Genomic DNA, 21956 nt, shown 5'->3' on the forward strand with positions numbered 1-21956 from the left:
GCTCTTCTTGTGAAGGTGATCGTTACAAATCTGAAATGAGCAGTCTAATTTCCCAACTCAATTCCCAGGTCAGTATTCTTACTGGGATAAATCTTTAACCCATACATTCATATCCTCAAGTTTATTATCGTAAATATAGCAATTGTTTGTTAATCTACCTTTATACGTGTAATCAAGCTGATAAAAGGCTGCATTCATTCCAAATGATAATGCTCTTGCAATGGAGAATGAACAATAAATCTTTTCTTTCCTCAACTCATCTTCAAGTTTCATAAGTAACTCCTTCATTAAACCATATTTGCGATGGTCCACTAACGTTGCACAATCCGTTAATTCAGCATGGTTATAATGTTTATTGATATCGGCTGATGCTGCACTAACAATCTCATTGTTACATTCAACAATATAAAAAAGCGTATCGTCATTCATTACTTTTTTCACATATTCTTCGTTACCCATTGGAGTAGGATAAACTTGGAAAACGCTTCCATAAAGGTTTGCCAGTTTGCTTGAATCAGATAAAGTAGCTCTCCTAAATTGATAATAAGACGGTGTTGGTTTTTGTTCTTGCTTTTTGCCTTTAGCTATCACACCGGTAAGGATTTCATCCTCCTTAATCCAAACGTTACTTGTTCGTCTAGCATTTTCTGTATAGTAAGACATCGTATAATTATCCGACCCATTAAAAAAACCACTAAAAATAGCTTCTAGTTCATAGCCATGGGACAGCAATTCTTCCCAATGTTCTGGTCGACTATGAAATATAATTTTAGAGAACTTTTCTTCATAAACCACATCTCTAATAGCCTCTACAATTTTCCCTATGTTTCCTCTATAATCATCAATTCTAAGTCGTTCATTAAAATAGTCCAGGTAAAACTTAGCCACAAAATGAGAGGTTGAAATCACTTTCGTTGCTGAATTAGGTTTCATTACTCAAACTCCTTTCTTTTATCTCTTATAACTCAATTTGATATTTCTTTAATTTATATTGGAGTGTTTGTCTTGGAATCTCTAGTAATTTTGCTGTTTGCATAATGTTATAGTTTGTCTTTGTTAATGCTTGATTGATCAGTTCAATTTCTGTTTGCTCAACGGTTAAACGAAGAGATTTTATATGTGCAAGATTTTTTTTCATAACCGGTATATCCTTTAAATACACAGGGAGATGTTCCATCGTTATTTTGTCATTTTCAACCATATTCATCGCAAATTCGATAGTATGTTCAAGTTCCCGTACATTCCCTGGCCAATGATGAGCCTCAAGCTTTTCCAAAACATCAGAATCTATGTCGACAACCAATTTATTGAAAGAATAATTATATTTTTTAATGAAATGATAAACTAATAAAGAAATATCCTCTTTTCGCTTACGTAATGGTGGGATTTCAATAAATATCACATTTAAACGATAGTATAAATCAGTTCTCAATTGCTGCTTTTCGATACATCTATGTGGATGCTCATTCATCGCTACGATTATACGAGTATCAACTAAATAAGACTCTGTTCCACCTAACCTCCGGATGACCCCATCCTCAAGAACTCTTAAAAGTTTTGATTGAAACTCAAGCGTCATTGAATTGATCTCGTCGAGAAATAAAGTTCCTCTATGGGCAAGTTCAAATAAGCCTGCTCGGTCAATCGATCCCGTATAAGTCCCTTTCTTCGTTCCAAATAATGTACTTTCAAGCAAAGTTGAAGGTAAGGTTGCACAATTCTGAGCGATGAATAATTCATTTTGTCGATTGGAGTAATTATGAATTGATTGGATAAGCAATTCTTTACCCGTACCAGTTTCTCCATAAATCATAATAGGAGAAGTTGTGTGAGCAGCTTTCCGAGCTAAATTCTTTATTTTCTTCATTTCAGAAGATGCCGTAACAATATCATCAAAATGATATTTAGCTCCGGAAATAGAAACTGGCTTTGACTTTGGAGGATGAACCTTCCCTTGAAGATCAAGAAGAGATTGCGAAAGACTTTTTATCATTGATAAATCTTTCGCAATCTCTACTGCACCGATAATTCTTTTACCAACCTTGATAGGTAACGTTGTATTAACTGTATCAATAAATTGCCCTTTTATATTTTTATATGACTGAGGCTGTTGATAAATAGGCTTTCCATTTTCAATCACCTTAAGTAAAGTACTGGATTGTTTATTTAATGAGGGGAATACGTCTAGAATATGTTTTCCTAGAACTTCTCCGATTTCGACTCCATCATTAATTGCCGCCACTTGGTTATAGTAAATAGTTATTCCATCTGCATTAACAACATGAATCGCCTCATCAATGCTTCCTAATATGGCTTCAAACATTTGTTTTGTTTCAAAAGGTTTTAAAAACAATAGTCTCTCCCCTTTCCAAAACAAATAATACTCATCATCAAACGATTTACAAAATTGGTGACAATAACCTTGAAATCGATTCCTTGAATCGAATTTTAGAAGAACGCTGTTCGTATTCCTCTAATGTAAGCTCTCTTGACTCTTTCATATCCTCGTGAAAAAGATGTGTTAACTCTTTTACTTTATCAGTTGAATAGAGAAACGCATTGACTTCGAAATTTAACCGAAAGCTTCGTACATCAATATTAGCCGTACCAACCGAGGCTATTTTGTCATCTGCTACGATCGTTTTACAATGAAGAAACCCATTATCATAGATATAAACTTTTGCCCCCATTCTTAACAACTCGCCGATATTGGAGTAGGTTGCCCAATAGATAAATGGATGGTCAGGTTTGTTAGGGATCATAATTCGAACATCTAAACCTGAAAAACAAGCGACTTTAAAGGCGTCTAATAAGCTTTCATCTGGAATGAAATAAGGTGTTTGAATATAAACATAATCTTTTGCTGTTAAGATCATTTTTATATAAGCTTTCTTGATTTGTTCTAATTGCGAGTCTGGACCACTTGAAACTATTTGTATTCCAAATTGTCCATAGCTCTTAGTAAAAGGAAAAAGAAAATCTTTAATTAGTAATTCCTTTCTTGCTGCCTGATTCCAATCTTGAATAAATCGTGTTTGAATATGATTAACAGCTTCACCAACAATTTTTAAATGCGTATCCCTCCAATAGCCGAAACGTTGGTTTAACCCTAAATATTCATCCCCAACATTGAACCCGCCAATATAACCCGTTTCGCCATCAATTACGACAAGCTTTCGATGATTACGAAAGTTAAGCGTTAAATTAATAAAATGAATTTTAGATGGAAAAAAAGCTTCCACCTCGCCCCCTGCTGATTTAATTTTATGAATAAAGGCTTTACTTAATGTCCTAGAACCTAAATCATCATATAATAATCTTACTTGGACACCGCTTTTTGCCTTTTTCACTAATTCATCAGCTAATTTGTTACCGAGCTCATCGTCGCGGATAATGTAATACAAAATATGTATGTGTCTTTTAGCCTGTTTAATGTCTGCTAAAAGAGCATCAAATTTTTCTTGGCCTATTGTATAAATGGTTACGTTGTTATTTTGAGTAAGCAAAGATGAATTCTGATTTAAATTCATCATAATAAAGTCTTTGTACTTTGAGATTGCCGGGTCGTCAATTTGATACGAACCATTTTTCAAAGAAGATTTCTGATCCGTGACTAACCCTTCTAACAGCAAATAGCTTTCCTTGTCCCATCTAAAAAGCTTTGAACGGCTTAAATTCCGACCAAAAATAATATACAGAATAAAACCAACTATAGGAAGAAAGGTTAATACTATTGCCCATGTCCAGATAGAGCTAACATTTCTTCTCTCAAGAAAAGTAATCATAAGTATGAGTACTATATTGACTAAAAAAACAATCGCGAGAATGATTGAAATCATATTCATATTCATAAAGCCTCCACCATTTCAATGTATTCAGCTATATGACTAGGATACCATGTTTCCTAATTTTGTCTAATTCTTCATTGAGTAAAGTATGACTACGGTTGTTCCTCTCATATCTATAAAGGCGCTTGTTTCCAGTCTTCGTCTTTTGCGTAGAGCTAATGTTATACATTAAATGAACGAAATAAGTTGTCTTATACTATAATTTCTATGATCTACTTAAATCGAATAGAAATGGGTATGATGGTATGTGAAGGAGGAGCAATACTTATGGACTTTATGTATGCTTATATTGCAATAGCAATTATCATTTCTTTTATCCCTAGAGTCAGACCTTTTTTTTTCATAATTTATACCCTTATTCACGAAACTGGACATGCACTAGCTGCATTATTAACTAGTGGCAAAGTCTACTGCATTTCCTTATATGCTAGTACTGACGGTGTTGCCCATACTGGGTCAAAATCATGGTTTAGTTCTGTCATCGTCGCCTATGCGGGATATACCTTTTCTTCTTTAATAGCCATTCTAGCCTTTTTTTTAATTGCGAATGGAGAATCAACCTTCTTGTTTTATGTACTCTTTACGATTGCATTAATCAACCTGCTCTTGTGGGTTCGGAATAAATTCGGGATTTTTTGGCTTCTTATCTACATAGGGGGTTCCTACCTTCTTATTCATTATCAGTTGACCTCCGTTAAAGAGATGATTGTGTACTTACTAGCCAGTATCATTTTAGTTCAATCCGTTCTCGCATCTTTAACCATTCTCATTTTAAGTCTTACCAATTCAAAACAAGCTGGGGATGCGCAAGCCTTACAGAAACTCACTTTTATACCGGCGTTTGTTTGGGGAAGCATCTTTTTTTTGCAATCCTTACTGTCTACCTATTTCGTTTTTATTTATTTTATATAAAGGTAATCAAATAAAAACATTATTAAAAGTGGGGTATTTATGATAAATGATCATTTTCCTTTACTCTTCCTAGATCAAAACATTAAAATAAAGAAATAACAGAAACCACACGTATTCAATCAATGATTGAATACGTGAATATTAAGGTCAAAGGAGATGATCATTACGTTACAAAAATCAACTCGATTACTAGGTGTCCTTTGTTATTTTACATCGCTTCTTTATCTATTTGAATTGTTTTTCCCTAGTGAAATACTTAGACTTATTTATAGTTTGATAGCCGCCATTTTACTAACTAGTACTTTATTTTTCTTATCTAATGTAAATCGTTTGATTGTTCTTGCTTTGTTAGGAACCGGAATGGTTTGTTTTTACATAGAAAGTGCTGATTTACAAACAGTAATCTTAGGTTTCGGAAAAAATATAAATCTATTATCATTGTTTTTATTAATTCCCATAATCGGTATCTTCATGTCAACGGCAGGCTATTTATCAGCTTTAAAACAAAAAGTTCAAGCTAACCAACAAAAGAAAGATCCGCATCCTTATCGTTTTAGTTTTATCCTAACAGCTACAATTAGTGTCCTCTTGAATTTTGGCTCAATGGCTATTGTCAAGCGCATCATCACAGAAAGTTTCTCCGGATATCAAAATAAAAAACTATCATTAACAATTATGAGAGCCTTTGCTACTTCAATGTTGTGGTCCCCTTATTTTGTAAACGTAGGGCTAGTCCTTATCCTTTTTGATCTTTCTTGGTTTGACATTGGTGGATTCGGATTACTGTTAGGAGTCGTTTATATTATCGTTTGTGTCTTAATGTTTCGTTTTATATCATTTGCAGATGATCCGATTATTGAGAGATCGACAGAACGGACTGAGAAACAAACTACTTCATTACGTCCATTTTTTATGTTTTCTGTGGTTCTGATTAGCTTATCTTTTATCCTTGATTTTCTTTTGGATGTGAAAATGTTAACAATCGTTTCATTACTAGCCATTCTCTTGCCATTCCTGTGGGCATTTTTCACAAGAATTTTCAAAACATTTGTTCAAGATGTTACCGAACAAGTGTTACACTCATTTGAGCGACTAAAGAATGAATTAGCTGTGTTCATAAGCGCTGGCTTTTTAGGAATGGCTATGGCTTCAACTGATATCGGTATTTATTTGTCTACATTACTATTTCAAACTTCACTCGGTTCCGTTTTCTTATTAAGTATCTTACTCGTGATTCTTGCAACAGCTCTAGCGCAAATAGGCATTCATCCTGTTATAATTGTTATTGGAATTGGTAGTGCATTGTCTCCGAGTAATTTCGGAGTTAGTCCAGAGTACTTAGCTTTAGTGTTACTTGTAGCTTGGACAGTAGCAACACAAATATCTCCCTTTTCAGGTCAAGTCCTAATGGCTTCACGATTAATGGAACAGCCAACAAGAATCATAGTTAAACAAAATTTTATATTTATCTGTATTCTTACACTCGTTTTAACAAGTGTTATATATAGTTTTTATTTATTAGGTTGGCTATAGGAAGGATTTTATATAATGGAAAGTTATATGCATAAACACCTTAAGATTCAATCTTTATATTGGCTTAAAGAAAAAGTAACAGATCTATGTGCGAATGAAGTAAAGCTATTTTACAAAAGGAAACGATTTAAAGCAGATGCACTTGGTATAAATATGAAACGAAAAGAAGCTCGCATCATTGAGGTAAAAGCAACACGAGCCGATTTCCTTCGAGATGAGGTACTTCATTCTGATTATGGGTATCATCACATTGCTCATTATGCTTATATTATGACACCTAAAGGGCTATTATCAACAGAAGAAGTACCTAAAGGGTATGGCTTATTGGAAATGGATGATTATGATAAAATTAAGGTTAAGAAAAATCCACTTCGAAACCCGAATCCACTTCTTACACTTGATACTCTTATTAAGCGTACAAGTCGAGCAGCAACGAATGCCCTTTTATTTCAACAATTAACAAAGGAAACAAAAGATAAAACAGAAGGAGAATTTTCAAAAGAAGCTACTGTTCAGCTGATAAGTGCAACATGTCCAACATGTAAAAAGAGAAAGAAATATCTAGTCAAGGTCGATCAACTAGAAGTGTCATGTCAAGTGAAAAAATGCAAGCAAACCATTCCTCTTACTAAAGCAAGGATTCATATCATTACTCAGTACAATGAAACATTTCTGAAACAATTAACTCTATTAATGGATGATAATGAAGGAGAGAAAAATGAATAAAAAAGAAATGGAACAAAAAGTGATCGCTAATTTTCAACAAGATGAACAGATGATGATTTTGGTTTTTGCACAATGGTGTATCAATCATGATATCGATCCAGTTGAACTATATACAACTGCCTATCCACACCAAGTCAAAAACGGAGCCCTCCAATATGCACTTGATTTAACAGTACCTAAACATGAATCTGAATCGATCGCTGATGAAACATTACTAGGTGTGTTAGCTCTATTTGGCAATGATGATCTGGCATTTGTCGTAACTGAAGAAATGAAGAAACGTAAGAATCAATCCTAGTAGCAGCACAAAAATAAGGTAGTCCCTTTCATTTTTCATTTTGTTCATTTAAATAATTGTAGTATTAAACGGATGATTCAACATAGACTAGAAGAGTTCATTTTCTAGGAGGTGACTGCCTTGATTCCAGCACTTTTAATTAAGATCGCTTTAATTATTATAGTTATTCGCTCAGGGTATATGTTTATTAATATGCTTAATAGAAAATTAAGCAGTAATTTATTAGATCTACTTTACCATGCATCGATTTTCATCATTGCTCTTTCATTTTTGATTTAACTACTTCTATTGTGAGTCAAAGTATTTGGCTTTGACTCACAATCCAATAACTCGTTTTATCTATTCTTTCACTCCACACTACTCTCTTCATAACCGCGTATATGATTATTTATTTACATAGTTAATGAATTATCTTGCCACGCACCACTATTCCTAAGTAAGGGCCTGCTATTTTGAATTTATAACTAAGCTTAGGTTAGTCCTTCTCTTCATCTATAAGCTTTTCTATTCCGGTAATATCCGTGTTCTCTTCTTTTATATCTAGAGGCATGACACGGATCACAAATGGTAAAAGCATGATCCCAATTAAGTTTTTTGCCACAGTGTTTGCATGTTTTCGTTAGATTTCTTACGTCATTTTTTAGAAACTCATGAACTCCATCACTTATCTCTTCTCTTACCCTCTCCCAATATATAGCTTCCGTTCTTTTATCTAACCGATATAAAAATAACAGATGAAGGCCAATTGCTTTGTAGGAAAGCTCCATTTCTTCAAGTGAACCCCTTGTTATCTGTGGTTCTGGAAGGTCTTCACCTCTAATAATAGCAATCATTTTTTCTTGCCATTGCTCAACCATCCCTGGATCTTTTGTAGAAAATGGAAGATGTAAAAAACCATAAAGATCCATCATAGAAAGACGAGCCTCAATTTCGGTTCCCCTTATTGTCTCGTACAATTCTTTTTCTTCAGATAGCGTAGCTTTTTTTGTTCCTTTGGGACTATCAAATTTATCCCACATTTCAAAAAAGGTTCCTAGATCACGGTAATATTTTTGAAAACGTTCAAAGACAGAGTTTGTTGGAGCAATGGCAAACGTTTGAATGGATTCATCCTCTTTTTGAAGTAAATGCTTCATTAATTTTATATCAGCAGTAAAAGCTACCTTCCCCACTTCATAAATACCTTTACGTCCTGCTCGCCCTGCGATCTGTTTTATTTCCTGAGAAGTTAATCTTCTTCTGCGTGAACCATCAAATTTCTCATTTTCTAAAAAAGCTATACGTCGGATCGGTAAATTTAACCCCATTCCAATTGCATCAGTAGAAACAATCACACTTGTCTCTCCTTCAATAAAACGCTGCATTTGTTTTTTTCTCGTTTCAGGTGGCATGCTTCCATAAATCATACTAACAGAATACCCGTTCTTTTGAAGTTGCGAAGCTGTTTCTAACACTCTTCGTCTTGAAAAACAAACAAGTGCATCTCCTTTTTTTGTTTGCTTCATCTGAAATTCTTTTCTCTCCACTTGAAGAGGAATATCCCGACTATAATCAAATATTTCAATGTCTTCAGAGTCACCTAGAAGTTGCAAAACCATTTGCTCTGCATTGCGGCTTCCAATGATATGAACTTCATTTGCATTTGCTTTTGTTATTGCCTTGTACCAAGAAAAGCCACGATCTTTATCCGCAATCATTTGTGCCTCGTCAATGACAATTACATCATAAGATTCTTTTTCGTGGAACATTTCAACTGTACAAGAATTATGAGTGGCACCCTCTACAGATTTTTCTTCTTCACCTGTTTTTAGTGTACAAGCAATTCCTTCTCCGTTTAGTTTGTCATACACCTCTAATGCCAACAACCGCAATGGAGCTAAGTAAAGTCCACTTCTGGCTTTCATCATTCTCTGCAAGGCATGATGGGTTTTCCCCGTATTCGTTTCCCCTATGTGCAAGACATAACGAATACTTCTTCCTGCAGAAGGCCGGTATTCACGACCAAAAATATCATCAAGAATTCTCGCTTCCTCTGCTAGCTTTCTTTGATTTTCTTCTTCTTCTTCTTGTTTTTTAAGCTCTCGTTCAATCAAGTCATTTTTATAAATGTCAGTGTGAATGTCTAATTTAAAAGGAATATCAGCTAACCTTAATAAATCAGCAAGAAGTTCTGATTGAATGAGTGAGAAATACTTTTTATGCCAAGGACCAAGTGAAAGGTCAACAACACCCTTTACTTTGGAAGATGTTAGTGTCTCATCATACATGTCCTCATATTGTTCAAATACTTCTTCCGTAAGTGACTCCATTAACTTATGACTTATATAATCCGTTAAAATTTGATGAACAAAACGATCATATGCATAAAAGTAAGTTTCGTATTCCCAATAAAAGGCATTGTGGATTTCCCCAGTTAATTCATCGAAGAATTTAGAAACGGTAAAATAATCAGTGGGAGAAAATAAGCCATCCTCTTCTAACTTCTCCTCAATCCTGAACGTTTCAATCATGCTATATTTCGGCTTTGTTAATAAATCTACTTGTATTTGTTCACTGACTCGGTGGCGAAGGTATATGTAAATCGATTGTTGATTTTGATGTAATAATTTTTCTAGAGCTTGTTCAATCTTACGTTGTAGATCTCTTCTTTGTTTCATTCGTTCTTCTTCTTTTAGGAAATGTTCATATTTCTTTTTTGCTTGTTTGTATGTCAGTTCCCACACATCTGAATGATTGATAAAAGTTTCGTTTAACCAGTTAAATACATCAAAGGGTTTATACGTTCTCATTTCATTTCGAAATAAGCGATTCAAAATTTTTCGATCAATACCATCGACTACATAATCCCGCTCAGCTAAGAAGGATTTTTTCTCTTTTTTTGGGATATCATTGGTAACCTTATTTAGCCAAACATTTACCCAAATCTGCTCTAAATAGATAAGACGATCTGATAAATATTGCTCGAAAGATGGACAAGTATCTCGTAATTCAAGATAACGGTCGATATCAACAAGGATTTTACTCTTAGTATGTTCAACAGCTTTTGGATACACGGTCATTATTTTATTCATGAGTGTCACCTTCAAAAATCTGACTTGTATTAGTCCCATAACACTGTAGGAAGTAATATCTATTCTTCTAATTGTAAATTGTAATCACCTATTCAATCAACACTTTTATAATTACTTAGTCCTAATTGCTAATTCCGTTATATTTTCTATTACTTTTAGAATACGGTAAACAAAGCTTTTTATGCACCTTTGTTGTGTCAAAACTTCACAATAAAAAAGAACAACTATGAAAGTCGCTCAAATTTAAAGATAATCATTATTAATCTTCACCAATTACTACTTTGCTTGAACCCCTTTTAATAAAGTTCATCGCATCTCCCATTAAATCTAAACCATAAAAAAGAGCACCGAAACCAAAAATAACTTGACCAATATAATTTAATTTATTGCTCTTTTAAAAAAAGATCAATTGGTAAAGAATAAGTAAAAATTTTAATCCCAATGATAAATGCTGTCACAGTTACCAATGTTAGCACCCATAATAACCCCGATTGCTTGTTTCAAGGTCATAAATCCGCATTAACAAAACCTATTTATCAGTTAAACATCACCTTTTCATGATTCAAAGAGCTTAATTTGTAACAAACTAACTTGACTGATTAGAAGGGAGAAAGATTTATGACAGATCATTTCGAGGAAGTATTTGAGCAATATCGCAAGCAAATTGAAAGAGAGAATTCCGTAGATAGTTCAGATATTGATTTTTCTCAAGAACATATTGTTGCAGTCAGAAAGAACGATAGCGGTGACTTAATTGCTTTTAAGACGAGTAGCGGTCGAGAATTAGATTATATTCAAGCTCTTAATGAAGCAAAGCAAGGTAGTTTAGCTCATGTCGATGTTTTTCATAAGTATGGTCGTGACATTTTGAGAAGTGAGCCTGATGGTATAAAGGAGAATAATTTGAATCAACTACCTCTATTTTAGAATACAGCTTTAAGAATACGGCGTTTCAAGAGTGAATATTTCTTGAAACGCTTTTTTTCGTCGAATGATCACCTAACGAACATTTCTTAATATGTTATCGTTAGGAGGTTGATTTTAAATGACATTATTTTCATTAGATCAAATTGAGACAGTACCTTTAACTACTTGGAAAACAGATGCGGTTTATCAATTTAAAAATAAAATGACTGATACAGAGAACGCCTTTCCTTGTATTCCCGCAATTCAAGCTCTTTATAACAAGCATTTAAGATTTGCCTTTGTGGGAGATCCTAGAGATCAAACCACATCACTCACATTAGCGGATACAATCAAAGAATATGCGCTTTCATCTCGAAAATTCGGGAAATACTCAACCCTAATTACTTTTTTCTTTACCCCCAATGATCTTGCAACAATGCCAATCGCTTATTTTGAACATTTATTCTGGGAACAGCTCAAAGCCATTCATGCAATTGATCAAAAAAAATGGCCTTCTTCTGTTCCAAAGGAAGTAAGTAACCCTGCATGGGAATTTTGCTTTCATGGAGAACCTCTTTTTATTTATTGTGCCTCACCCGCTCATAAACAAAGAAAAAGTCGGAATTTTCCTTACTTTATGTTTGCATTAACACCCAGATGGGTATTACAAAATTTTCCATCGTCCTCTGATTACGCAAACATCATTAAATCTAAAATTAGAAATCGCCTTACTAAGTATGACTCTATTGCTCCTCACCCTGATTTGAACACATATGGAAATGAAGATAACTTCGAATGGAAACAATACTTCTTACGTGATGACCAAACTTCTTCCAGCTGTCCATTTCTAAATGCATTAAAAAAAGAAAAATGAAAAAGCCGAATGAATCCATTCGGCTGTAATACTTTCATGATAATCTCTAAACTAAATCTTACCAACACTAAGAGAATAGCCTATTTTTTCCATATATATGTTCAAAGAAAAAATATAAGCGACTCTCTCTATTGAATCATTGCTCGAAATCTAAGCTCTTAATCGAGTCCATATGACTTGCAATCATTGCAATAATGGTACTTGCCTCGTCTTTACTAAAAATGAAATTGAATTCATCTTTTATGATATCATCATCTTCCGTCTTAACCCTATTAATTCTTTGAAGAATTCCATCTCCTGTTTCTGGAATGACTCCAAACTTATAGGTGATTTCAAGATCTTCAGTTTCATCAATATAAGCTGTTACTTCAGGAGTTTCCCAATCAACTTCTAACGTTTCAAATTCATCATCTTCAGTTAGAACGTCAATATCGTACACATCATTAAACTCTTCGTCGCTGTACTCTATGGCTGCTTCGTAATCATCGTCTTCATCATTAATGAAATCATGGAAACTCTCGTGTACAGCATCAATGATATCTTCAATATCTTCAAGAATGGTTCTTGAGGTTAAATCTAAGTCAAGATCAAACGATTCAATATAGAATTCGTTATTAAACGGATCATAGAACAGCGTGCAAAAATATTCCCGTTCAAGGTCTTCCAATTCAACAAAGAACTCAATTCGGGGATGTTTAGCACCTTTGTCGATAGACATATGACCTATTTGATCATACTTATCACAAATGGATTCTAAATCGTCTTGAAGCTCTTCAGTAACTCTATCAAACCAGTCTAATGTCACAATAATTCGCCCCTTTTTTATAAGATGCTTTCTTGGTCAATCTTATCTGTAGTTTGACCCCAATAATTGGTTTTCAATCACATTATGTGAAAGTTTTAGAAAAATTTTAGCATGGACGATAACTGCTTACTGCTTATTGTAATTGCTTAAGGGTTCAGGAACGTTTCTGCATACCTGGTCAATTAATTTGTGTTTTCTGCTTTAATGACATAAATACTGGTCATTCGCTATCATCCTTTCCACAAGGTGTTTTCTTATATTTTTCAACTGCTTTTATTAAGCTTCTTAGACCTTATGCTTTGAAACTTATTTTTCTTTATTTTTGATTTACTCAACTTATTTTTTTCCAGATTAACGGTCCATTTAGGTGATATCATTTTTCTTATTATTAATTACCTACATTCACTGCAACAGGCTCACTCATTCAATTATAAAAAAAAAGAAAAAGCTAACTTTGATGACATACTAGAACATCAATAATTAGCTTTAAAGTGGTAAAGTAATTAAAAAGATCGTTCCTTCTTCCGTAGAAGAAACTAATTTAATTTTCCCACGATGGTTGTTTATAATCCTTTGAACGATCGTTAATCCCAATCCTGTACCTGTCTCTTTAGACGTTAAGAACGGGTCGAAGATCGAAGGTTGAATTAATGGAGGGATTCCTGTCCCACTATCCTTTACATAGATTTGATATTCGTTTACTGAGGTTTGTGAGTAGATCGATATACTCCCACCTTTGTTCATCGAATCTATACTGTTTCTAATTAAATTATGAAAGACTTGTTTCATTTGCTTTCCATCAACCTTGATTGATTTTCTTTCTAGATCTATTGAAAATTTAATATTTTTATGTTCAGTTGAATGTTGAATTAACGGGAGTATTTCATTAATGATATCGTCCATATAATTTGCTTTAAAATGAGGCGCACTTGGTTTAGTAAGAAGCAACATTTCTTCAATAATTGTATTAATTCTTTCAAGTTCTTTTAATAACAATGGAAGGTGAAATTGCTCTTTTTCACTTTCTTTAAATGAATTGCTCATTATCGTTAAAAATCCATCTATGACCGCTAATGGGTTTCGTATTTCATGGGCCGCACCAGCAGCTAATTCTCCAACAAGGGCTAATTTTTCAGAGTGATGCATTCTTTTCTCTAGATTTTCCTTCGCTGTAATATCAATAAAATAAAAAATTGTTCCAATGTTATTTTGATTTTGATCAAGGAGCTTAGCTTGAGAAAGTAAAAATGTACGTTTCTCTTGCAATGTATAATAAGGAACTTTTACATTGTTGATCATCTCTTTCGATGTTAAAGCATCCCAAAACATGGTATTTTCTTTAGGGCTGTTTAACGGAATCGAAATAACCGATTCATCGCTTCCTAATAAACGTTTTGCCGTATGATTTAATGAAACATTGGATGACTTTTCATCGAATGTAATAATACCTACGGGTAGTGAATTTAAAATCTGTTCCCTGTAAATCTTATCTTTTACAATCGTGTCAAAGGATTCTCTCAACCTTCTAGACATTTTATTTATAGAACTAGTGAGCTGACACAATTCTACTTGTGAAGTTTCTTCAACAGTCAAACCATAATGACCACTTGCGATTTCATCGACTTTATTCACAACATTTTCTATTGGTCGTGTTAAATTCGAACTAATCCGATAAGCTGAAATCACAGAAGCAATAATTGCCCCAATCGTTAAAAATAAGAGTAACCATAGTGAATCTTTAATAATAGATAAAAAATGACTTGAATGATTATTAAGGCTAGAAAAAACGGTAAGCTTTTTATCGTTAATTTGGTCAGCTAGTTTGTCTAATTGTTGTAAATATTCATTATGTAAATAGTTTTCTAAACTAGCCTTATTGCTATATGAAATTAGTCCTTGAACATTATTCAAAATCATAAAATCCAAGAGCTCAATCTCTGTTTTTAAGGCTATTAGCGATAAGGGCACATCGCTATAAGGTAATCCGAATTCTTCAGTAGAAACAGCTATAAAAGATTCATACTCCTTCAGTAAATTACAGCAATAATCATTTTCTATAAATCTTTCAATTATAAATTTTTTCGTGATTAATTCTTGTTCCCAATGTGTAACCCAGACCAATTCCGGAATGTTATTTTGATTAATTTTATTACTTACAGAATTGACTTGATCAATAGATTGAATCAAAACGAAAGAAAAACTACTAAGAATCATAGTAGTCACCAGGAGAACTATCAAAATTTTATTACGAAATGACATTTTCTTAACAAGATTTTTCATAATGTTCCCCACTTCATCACAGTTACGTCACTATCTATCTAGTTCCCTATTGATCATCTCAATCTCATCATCTGTAAACATCGGTCCAAAAGGAGCAAGCTGATACACTCCATCTTCTTCCGTTAACAGTTTTTTTCCTGCCTGTAAGCCCTCTTCACTGAAATAATCTTTCATTATGGCAACATACATCTGAGAAACGTCGTTCATTACGCTAGTTAACACCCAACCATTTGCCATATATGCCTGATCTTCTAAGTAACCTATCATATAGACATTATGTTGTCTTCCATATTCGATGACAGCACGATTATAAGCATTTCCTCTTGAATAAATGACATCGACACCCTCATCAATCAACTCCTTCATTAATTCGACTGCTTTAGCACCATCATCTCTACTGTCAACAACCTTATAATAAAATGCAGCCTCAGGATTATAATGATAAAGAGCTTCTTCAAATTGAGGTTGTTCTTCACGTGCATCAATAGCATCAATCAAACCTACTTTATTTGTTTCTGTTATTAATGATGCTGCTAAACCAGCAGTTTTTTCAACTTCTCCTTGATTAAATGTATAGACAGATTGATTTTCATGTACAGAACTCCCATGAATAGTGACAAAATGAACATTTAGATGTTTAGGTGCCATTTCTGTAAAAACACCTGAAAATTCTCTCCCATGACCAATAATTAATTCAGAACCCTCTTTGATAGCCTTTTCAATTGTTTCTTCCTGAAACATTGGTGTATCGATTTCGCTATACAGAGTAACAGAAACAGGAAACTGTTCTTCTATTTTCAACTGCCCTTTGTATGCTAGACTTCCCCAGCTTTGATCAACAATTTCATCTGAAGTAAGGATCGTTATGACTATTTCATTTATCGTTTCACTGGTAGAAGATTCACTTAGAACGTCGCTAACTTTTATTATTATGGTAACAATAAAACCAATAGCAACAACGAATGTTAATAGCAAAATCCATCTAGGTTGTTTAGATTGTTGCATGGTAAGCTCTCCTCTTTTTGTTAATCTTCATCTATCTTACTTTAAAAACAAGTAACAGGTCTACTGTTCTTTGATATTCTTCTATAAAGGAAGCTTCAAATTAATGAAGCTAATTAAATTTATACAGCAAAGGCCCCTAATGACGTGTATTTTTTTCATTAGGGGCTCTTTGTTTTTGTTTCTATTCCTTATAAAAGATTAATACGATCAAATGGATAAAATCTTAACATTACTTTACCTACAACATTATCAATAGGAATGGGTCCTATTGCTCTACTATCAGAGCTGTTGTTTCGATTATCTCCCATGACAAAAACATGATTATCCGGTATGACAAAGACATCATTTTGCGCTTTCATCTCTTCTTTAATATAGTTTTCTACTAACAACTCTCCATTTCTATAAATATCTCCGTTATTAAATCGAATTGTGTCTCCAGATTCTCCTATCACTCGCTTTATCCAAATATTCCCTTCTTCTCTTTGGTCAGAAAAAATTGCTAACAAAGGACTATCAAATAGTCGATCTTTAAATGCTCTTACATGATCAATTCGGCTATCAATGATAACCATCTCTCCATATTCAGGTATATTCCCTAATACATAAGCACTTTTAAAAACAATAATTCGATCGCCAACTTTTTCCGTATCTAAAAGATCCTCACCTGCTAGAGTTGGTTCCATCGAACTTCCACTGACAACATATGGTTGGATTATAAAAATATTAATCCAACTAGCAAATAAAAAAGCTAACAATAAAGCATTTCCACATTTAAGATAATTAATTGTTTTCGTTGAAATAGTTATCACCTCTCATCTTCTTTTTAACCATTTTGGAGTGGTAATATAACACCTTATACTATTAATTATGTCTGAATCTTTATAAATAGATCTAAATAGTTTACATTTCTATCGTTTACTAGATTATGACAATCTCTAACCATTTTACAGAAAAGCATTTTTCACATTTCATTTTAATGGTGAATAAGCTGAATTAATATATATTTGCAAAGGTGAAAAGTGGAGAGAAGACAATTGAAAGGAGGGAATAGTAGTGGCAAGGTATCGAAGTAAACCCGTTATAGTGGAAGCCGTAAAAATATCTAGGACCATTTCCATCGATACATCAGAAGGTACCGTAAAGGGCTATCCTGGAGATTACCTTATAACAGATGCAAATGGTGATCAATATCCATGTAAAGCAAATACTTTCGATAAAACGTACGAACGGATTAGAGATGGAAGAGATGTGAAATCCTTCATCCTAAGATCGCTAAGGAAAATGAAAAGAAAATCGAAAGAAGTATTTCTAAAAAATTAATGGACTAGATTCACTAAAAAATGATTTACGATTATAGAGTTCTAATCAACCACTTCAACAGCTTTCTACATTAAAGGTGACTACATTTATTAAAGTAGTCACTTCATTTTTATCTATGTCGATTATGTTTTAACTTCTTTAATCTTTGTAAATTGATTATCTGCTTTTAAGAGCAACCCAACCGGAAAAAATGCATTTGCAATCTACGTTAAAAATTCGATCAGTTTACTTCCTGTACTATATCCTGAAGACTCATTATTAACTTGTTCACTTGAATATATAAGACCCTTCTTTAAAGCATGTAATCGAGCTCTAGCGTTAGTTAACACCAAAACTGAAAACTCTAGGCTATACTTGATCCGTTTTGAAATGGCCTCAGAAGGGCTAAATAGATTAGTTTTTAATGCTAGAACTGCTTTTATTGTAATCTCCTGTTACAGCTGCTTTTGCTACTATTTGCTCAAATAACTTAATTTGCTGAACAACTCCTCGACCGCTATAGGAAGGCCTCCTACTTCGATTGGCTTAGGTTCACCTTTGTAATAATGCAACTTACTTCAACTGCCAAATCATTAGGAATGCTCGCAATCGTATCGTTGATAATTGTATTTACTGGCTTAATATCACCGCGATCTTTATAGATTGCCGTAACGACAGTACACTTGCTTGAATCTCAGATGTAACTAATGTAACTGAGGAATATTCAAATCAATCAATTATTGTAGTCTCCATTTCCAGTTATGTATATTCTAGAGTCACTAGCTAGAGTGTTGGTGAATTATAAAAATCCAATAAAAAGAGTGACCTATAGCAGAAGCCAAACGTTTTTCAGTTATCTTTATAGAAATAATGCGAAGATAAAGCTAATGGTTAGCATTAAAAGTGAACCCACAAGTAGTGGACTAAGTGATAGTAGTTTACTTCCGCTTTTCGGTACATGATTTCCAAGTGTTTTCATAGCAAGATGGGCTTCAGTTGTCGTTCCACTGGTAGAAATTAATAAGGAGAGCGCTCCTACTATAAAAGCTATGTTTACCCATTCTGTATTAAGGTACCATCCAATGCCAAAACTAATAGCACTTAGTACCAGCACAATAATGAATGTAGCTCCAAGGAAATGTTTGATCTTGCTCACCTCTTTCTAATGACTAATATACAATGAAAATTGGTGAAATATAATCTTCTGATTTACATCATAGTTGTTTGATTCTTTCATACATAAAATAATCAAACTTAATAGAATGCTTTATTCTTGTAACTGACCCTCAACTAGATAATGCTACCTCCAAGAAAGGGGTAGCATTATCTGACAAGGCGTCAACTTAATTGAGTAAAGCACAAAGAATCACCCCTAAGGCTTCTATATCATGTACCGCAAAAGGTTCGGTAAGGACGGGTTGATTGCGCAGGCAGTTTAGAGTATTCAGCCTGTTCGGGGGAGTGCGCGTAGGGGCTTGAAAGAACATCAAGAAGTCGCTCCATCACGCTGTAGTCTTCTTGTTTCACTGCGGCTTCTAGTGCGGCTTCTACCCGGTGGTTCCGAGGGATTAGCGCAGGATTGCTCCTTTTCATCAACTGATGCGAGGAAGATTCAGATTCCTGCTGCCTGCCTAGTCTCGCCTGCCACAGTTCATGCCACTGAGCAAATTCCGGCGTCTCAAACATGACCGCATCCTCCCTCATATTAAAAGTTAATGCGCGGAAGGTATTGGTATAGTCTGCACGATACTTCTTCATCATGCTGAGGAGGTCTTCAATAAGGGATTCATCCTGTTGCTCTTCATTAAATATTCCCAGTTTTTCTCTCATTCCTCTAAACCAATTACTTTGATACAACTCACTGAAATCTGAAATCGCATCCTCGGCCATTTTGACAGCCAGCTCCTGATCGTCATGTAGCAACGGCAATAGGGTTTCAGCAAACCTAGCAAGATTCCATCCGGCAATATACGGCTGGTTACCATAGGCATAGCGGCCTTGCCTGTCGATTGAACTGAATACCGTTTCTGGGTCATAGACATCCATAAAAGCACATGGACCATAATCAATGGTTTCTCCACTAATGGCCATGTTATCGGTGTTCATCACCCCATGAATAAAGCCAACCAGTTGCCACTTGGCAATCAGGACAGCCTGACGCTTGATCACATCCTGAAGTAGGGAAAGATAGCGGTTTTCTTCAGCGTCAACATCTGGAAAATGCCGCTGTAACGTATAATCAGCCAGGGCCTTGAGATCCTGGGCAGTGCCCCATTTTGAAGCGTATTGAAACGTTCCGACACGTATATGACTGGAAGCCACCCGGGTCATGATCGCACCAGGCAGATCGGTTTCACGAATTACTGCCTCACCGGTTGTCACCACCGCTAGGCTGCGGGTGGTAGCAATGCCAAGTGCATGCATGGCTTCGCTGATGATGTATTCGCGCAGCATTGGTCCAAGTGCCGCTCGACCATCGCCCCCGCGGGAGTATGGCGTTCTACCTGAACCCTTTAGCTGAATATCAAATCGCTCAACTTTGGGTGTGATTTGCTCTCCAAGAAGCAGAGCTCGGCCGTCCCCTAACATGGTAAAATGCCCGAATTGATGCCCCGCATAAGCTTGAGCAAGAGGAAATGCACCTTCTGGAATCCGGTTACCAGCAAGTACAGCTAAGCCATTTTCGCTTTGCAGTGCCTGAACGTTCAACCCTAGGGATGTTGCCAACGAATCATTGAGAATGATCATCTTCGGTGAGCGTACAGGGGTGAGGTTGAGGCTGGTAAAAAATGATTTTGGTAGACCGGCATAACTGTTGTCTAAGTTCCATCCTGTTTCAATTATTTCTTTTCTCTTTGACATCGTATCTCCTTTTTCTTCTTTTGTCTTTTTGTATCCTAGTTATATACAACAAATATCATAGGATCATCATATTTTTTAGTTATCTAATGTTCAACACAAAGTAGCCCTTTTAGTGTCTACTTCTGCCAATTTATTATACCTTTTCATGCAAGAGTTGCGCCCTTTAAATATTTTTTAGCTATGTACGTACGGGGCTTCTGCTGACTTCTATTAGCGAAAACACACTTGCTTAGATTTCATGATCGCCTACCTGATAGACCTCCCAGGGTAAGCGCGCATTCTTCCTCCCGATATCCTTGCTTCATCTAGTATGTGTCGTCTTTGGCAGTAAGAGCTTCTACTTGTTATGCAGTACATCCCAGTACACCTAGCATTAATATGAAGTTCTTGTTCTTCAAAGCAGGGATTTGCCGGCGACTTCCTTCAGATTCTGGGTCTCCCCAGATACCCTTGTCTTAAGCTAACTGTTCTACTGCTTTCAAAGTTTGGGACTTGAACCTTAAAGAATGGGCTCATGCCTAGCGCACAAAAAGAAAAACGTCTGACATTGAGCATCAAACGTTTCTTTTTGTTTTAAATTCTATTTATTAATTGAATTTATTCTTCAACAAACTTACTACCCTTTTAGACATTCTTTCATCTTTCTCTGATAGTGTGTTTGCCTCAAGGGGTGAGCTGTTTTTAATCTCATCTTCTGGCTGAGCGGATAGAATCTGCAAATAGAATGGCTTTGTTCTTCGATCTCCTTTGAGATACCCTTTTAGTATATTCATTTTTCTTAAGGTTCCAGTTACTTTCCCATCATATTCCCACTTGATTTTATTCTCGTATGTCAAATCCATCTTTTCTTTTAATGCTAACATCTCAGACACCACTTCTTGAGGAGTGTAAAACCAATGATCCGTTCTTTTTAACATCTTCTTTTTAAAACCGTCTCCTGCTTTTGCTTGATAAGCTAATTCTGTCATTTGGTCATCCTTCCTAGGTTGGCCTTCCACCCTTTGCAAAAAAATTCTACAAATATATAGACCAAGGGAATTTATACCCTTCTTTTAATAGTATATCCCTAATCGCCAAAAAATACCATGAATCCAACTTATAATTAAAATAATCTAGACCGTCTTTCTTTTTAAGAAAAGGTTTTCATAAAAAGAAATCAAAAAAAATAGGATAACTTCCCTGTATGTATGAGATAATGTATAAATAGAACATTTAAAAGGTGGGGAAACACATGAAAAATAAAAACAAATTTGTTTCTAATCAGAAGGTACGCTTGAAGTCAACTGGAGAAACAATTACGATTAATAAGTTTAGTTATGTGCCAAATATGAAGAGATACTCATATACATGCATTGAACACCCTAGTACATTTTATTTCGAAGAAGAGATCGAACAGTTAGATTCTTAGTAAAGTTCACTTTATAGACATTTTTTACTATAGATACTTGCTATTATTTTCTTAGGCTGTTATAATTAGGTTAATTATTTTTGTTCGGTAAAACTGATAGAGTAAAGACTTTCTTAAACAAGTGGTTTT

21 protein-coding genes and 1 pseudogene are annotated in these 21956 nt (G+C 34.7%); 9 read left to right on the forward strand and 13 right to left on the reverse strand.

All coding sequences use genetic code 11. From position 1 onward, the window contains the following. Positions 1-78: 78 nt before the first annotated feature. Genes ablB through cls form a run of 3 tightly spaced genes read right to left on the reverse strand, consistent with a single transcriptional unit; the run spans position 79 to position 3845 of the window. Positions 79-933, reverse strand: coding sequence for a putative beta-lysine N-acetyltransferase (gene ablB, locus LDX58_RS18190; RefSeq protein WP_227938234.1), 855 nt, complete (start codon positions 931-933; stop codon positions 79-81). 25 nt (positions 934-958) lie between these two features. Continuing rightward, complete coding sequence (locus LDX58_RS18195; RefSeq protein WP_372459241.1) at positions 959-2353, reverse strand: sigma-54 interaction domain-containing protein; 1395 nt, start codon at positions 2351-2353, stop codon at positions 959-961. Positions 2354-2399: 46 nt separating this feature from the next. Continuing rightward, a complete protein-coding gene (gene cls / locus LDX58_RS18200) occupies positions 2400-3845 on the reverse strand; it encodes a cardiolipin synthase (RefSeq protein WP_227938270.1) in 1446 nt (481 codons plus the stop codon). A gap of 270 nt (positions 3846-4115) precedes the next feature. On the opposite strand from cls, the gene LDX58_RS18205 reads away from it, so the two are divergent. The 5 genes from LDX58_RS18205 (at position 4116) to LDX58_RS18225 (ending at position 7596) form a co-directional block, all read left to right on the forward strand. Further along, the gene (locus tag LDX58_RS18205) at positions 4116-4760 is read left to right on the forward strand and encodes a M50 family metallopeptidase (protein ID WP_227938235.1); all 645 of its coding nucleotides are present in this window, start codon (positions 4116-4118) and stop codon (positions 4758-4760) included. Between the two features lie 156 nt (positions 4761-4916). After that, complete coding sequence (locus LDX58_RS18210; RefSeq protein WP_227938236.1) at positions 4917-6293, forward strand: hypothetical protein; 1377 nt, start codon at positions 4917-4919, stop codon at positions 6291-6293. A gap of 15 nt (positions 6294-6308) precedes the next feature. Further along, positions 6309-7019, forward strand: a complete 711-nt coding sequence (locus LDX58_RS18215; protein ID WP_227938237.1) for a hypothetical protein — start codon at positions 6309-6311, stop codon at positions 7017-7019. Next, positions 7012-7317: a protein YxiS gene (gene yxiS, locus LDX58_RS18220; protein ID WP_227938238.1), complete on the forward strand. Its 306-nt coding sequence runs from the start codon at positions 7012-7014 to the stop codon at positions 7315-7317. The genes LDX58_RS18215 and yxiS overlap by 8 nt, the downstream gene beginning before the upstream one ends. Positions 7318-7437: 120 nt before the next feature. Next, positions 7438-7596 (forward strand): hypothetical protein, encoded by a 159-nt coding sequence (locus LDX58_RS18225; RefSeq protein WP_227938239.1) that lies wholly within the window; start codon positions 7438-7440, stop codon positions 7594-7596. 209 nt (positions 7597-7805) lie between these two features. Here the strand turns inward: LDX58_RS18225 and LDX58_RS18230 are convergent, their stop codons facing one another. Next, on the reverse strand, positions 7806-10388 hold the full coding sequence (locus LDX58_RS18230; protein WP_227938240.1) for a helicase-related protein: 2583 nt from the start codon (positions 10386-10388) through the stop codon (positions 7806-7808). Between the two features lie 307 nt (positions 10389-10695). After that, positions 10696-10904: pseudogene (locus LDX58_RS18235) on the reverse strand (sodium-dependent phosphate transporter); the annotation flags it as partial. Positions 10905-11006: 102 nt separating this feature from the next. Here LDX58_RS18235 and LDX58_RS18240 point away from each other — a divergent pair. Continuing rightward, positions 11007-11315 (forward strand): DUF3892 domain-containing protein, encoded by a 309-nt coding sequence (locus LDX58_RS18240; RefSeq protein ID WP_227938241.1) that lies wholly within the window; start codon positions 11007-11009, stop codon positions 11313-11315. 118 nt (positions 11316-11433) lie between these two features. Beyond that, on the forward strand, positions 11434-12168 hold the full coding sequence (locus LDX58_RS18245) for a YqcI/YcgG family protein (protein ID WP_227938242.1): 735 nt from the start codon (positions 11434-11436) through the stop codon (positions 12166-12168). 136 nt (positions 12169-12304) lie between these two features. Here LDX58_RS18245 and LDX58_RS18250 read toward each other — a convergent pair whose 3' ends face one another. From LDX58_RS18250 to lepB, 4 genes are all read right to left on the reverse strand, one after another. Continuing rightward, positions 12305-12973, reverse strand: coding sequence for a hypothetical protein (locus tag LDX58_RS18250; protein WP_227938243.1), 669 nt, complete (start codon positions 12971-12973; stop codon positions 12305-12307). 486 nt (positions 12974-13459) lie between these two features. After that, positions 13460-15187, reverse strand: a complete 1728-nt coding sequence (locus LDX58_RS18255; protein WP_227938244.1) for a sensor histidine kinase — start codon at positions 15185-15187, stop codon at positions 13460-13462. 96 nt (positions 15188-15283) lie between these two features. Further along, entirely contained in the window at positions 15284-16258 is a 975-nt protein-coding gene (locus LDX58_RS18260) for a BMP family ABC transporter substrate-binding protein (RefSeq protein ID WP_227938245.1), read from the reverse strand. A 188-nt stretch (positions 16259-16446) separates the two neighbouring features. Beyond that, positions 16447-17067, reverse strand: a complete 621-nt coding sequence (gene lepB / locus LDX58_RS18265) for a signal peptidase I (RefSeq protein ID WP_227938246.1) — start codon at positions 17065-17067, stop codon at positions 16447-16449. Between the two features lie 244 nt (positions 17068-17311). Here lepB and LDX58_RS18270 point away from each other — a divergent pair, with 244 nt between their 5' ends. Next, positions 17312-17578: a PGDYG domain-containing protein gene (locus LDX58_RS18270; RefSeq protein WP_227938247.1), complete on the forward strand. Its 267-nt coding sequence runs from the start codon at positions 17312-17314 to the stop codon at positions 17576-17578. A gap of 511 nt (positions 17579-18089) precedes the next feature. Here the strand turns inward: LDX58_RS18270 and LDX58_RS18275 are convergent. From LDX58_RS18275 to LDX58_RS18290, 4 genes are all read right to left on the reverse strand, one after another. Then, complete coding sequence (locus tag LDX58_RS18275; protein WP_227938271.1) at positions 18090-18221, reverse strand: hypothetical protein; 132 nt, start codon at positions 18219-18221, stop codon at positions 18090-18092. A 195-nt stretch (positions 18222-18416) separates the two neighbouring features. Then, positions 18417-18671, reverse strand: a complete 255-nt coding sequence (locus tag LDX58_RS18280) for a hypothetical protein (RefSeq protein WP_227938248.1) — start codon at positions 18669-18671, stop codon at positions 18417-18419. Positions 18672-18943: 272 nt separating this feature from the next. Further along, entirely contained in the window at positions 18944-20419 is a 1476-nt protein-coding gene (locus LDX58_RS18285; RefSeq protein ID WP_227938249.1) for a protein adenylyltransferase SelO, read from the reverse strand. A gap of 587 nt (positions 20420-21006) precedes the next feature. Then, positions 21007-21387 carry a hypothetical protein gene (locus tag LDX58_RS18290; protein ID WP_227938250.1) on the reverse strand — a complete coding sequence of 127 codons (381 nt, stop codon included), beginning with the start codon at positions 21385-21387 and terminating at the stop codon, positions 21007-21009. 263 nt (positions 21388-21650) lie between these two features. On the opposite strand from LDX58_RS18290, the gene LDX58_RS18295 reads away from it, so the two are divergent. Further along, entirely contained in the window at positions 21651-21827 is a 177-nt protein-coding gene (locus LDX58_RS18295) for a hypothetical protein (RefSeq protein WP_227938251.1), read from the forward strand. Positions 21828-21956: the final 129 nt, after the last annotated feature.

It is taken from the genome of Alkalihalobacillus deserti, from assembly GCF_020734105.1.
Taxonomy (GTDB): domain Bacteria; phylum Bacillota; class Bacilli; order Bacillales; family Bacillaceae_D; genus Halalkalibacter; species Halalkalibacter deserti.

Excerpts from the sequence above, each read along its gene's own strand:
- yxiS (WP_227938238.1), top strand. The coding sequence starts at position 7,012 with ATGAATAAAAAAGAAATGGAACAAAAAGTGATCGCTAATTTTCAACAA.
- LDX58_RS18295 (WP_227938251.1), top strand. The coding sequence starts at position 21,651 with ATGAAAAATAAAAACAAATTTGTTTCTAATCAGAAGGTACGCTTGAAG.
- LDX58_RS18210 (WP_227938236.1), top strand. The coding sequence starts at position 4,917 with ATGATCATTACGTTACAAAAATCAACTCGATTACTAGGTGTCCTTTGT.
- LDX58_RS18230 (WP_227938240.1), bottom strand. The coding sequence starts at position 10,388 with ATGAATAAAATAATGACCGTGTATCCAAAAGCTGTTGAACATACTAAG.
- LDX58_RS18285 (WP_227938249.1), bottom strand. The coding sequence starts at position 20,419 with ATGTCAAAGAGAAAAGAAATAATTGAAACAGGATGGAACTTAGACAAC.
- LDX58_RS18290 (WP_227938250.1), bottom strand. The coding sequence starts at position 21,387 with ATGACAGAATTAGCTTATCAAGCAAAAGCAGGAGACGGTTTTAAAAAG.
- LDX58_RS18240 (WP_227938241.1), top strand. The coding sequence starts at position 11,007 with ATGACAGATCATTTCGAGGAAGTATTTGAGCAATATCGCAAGCAAATT.
- ablB (WP_227938234.1), bottom strand. The coding sequence starts at position 933 with ATGAAACCTAATTCAGCAACGAAAGTGATTTCAACCTCTCATTTTGTG.
- LDX58_RS18255 (WP_227938244.1), bottom strand. The coding sequence starts at position 15,187 with ATGATTCTTAGTAGTTTTTCTTTCGTTTTGATTCAATCTATTGATCAA.
- LDX58_RS18245 (WP_227938242.1), top strand. The coding sequence starts at position 11,434 with ATGACATTATTTTCATTAGATCAAATTGAGACAGTACCTTTAACTACT.
- LDX58_RS18205 (WP_227938235.1), top strand. The coding sequence starts at position 4,116 with ATGGACTTTATGTATGCTTATATTGCAATAGCAATTATCATTTCTTTT.
- LDX58_RS18260 (WP_227938245.1), bottom strand. The coding sequence starts at position 16,258 with ATGCAACAATCTAAACAACCTAGATGGATTTTGCTATTAACATTCGTT.
- LDX58_RS18215 (WP_227938237.1), top strand. The coding sequence starts at position 6,309 with ATGGAAAGTTATATGCATAAACACCTTAAGATTCAATCTTTATATTGG.
- cls (WP_227938270.1), bottom strand. The coding sequence starts at position 3,845 with ATGAATATGATTTCAATCATTCTCGCGATTGTTTTTTTAGTCAATATA.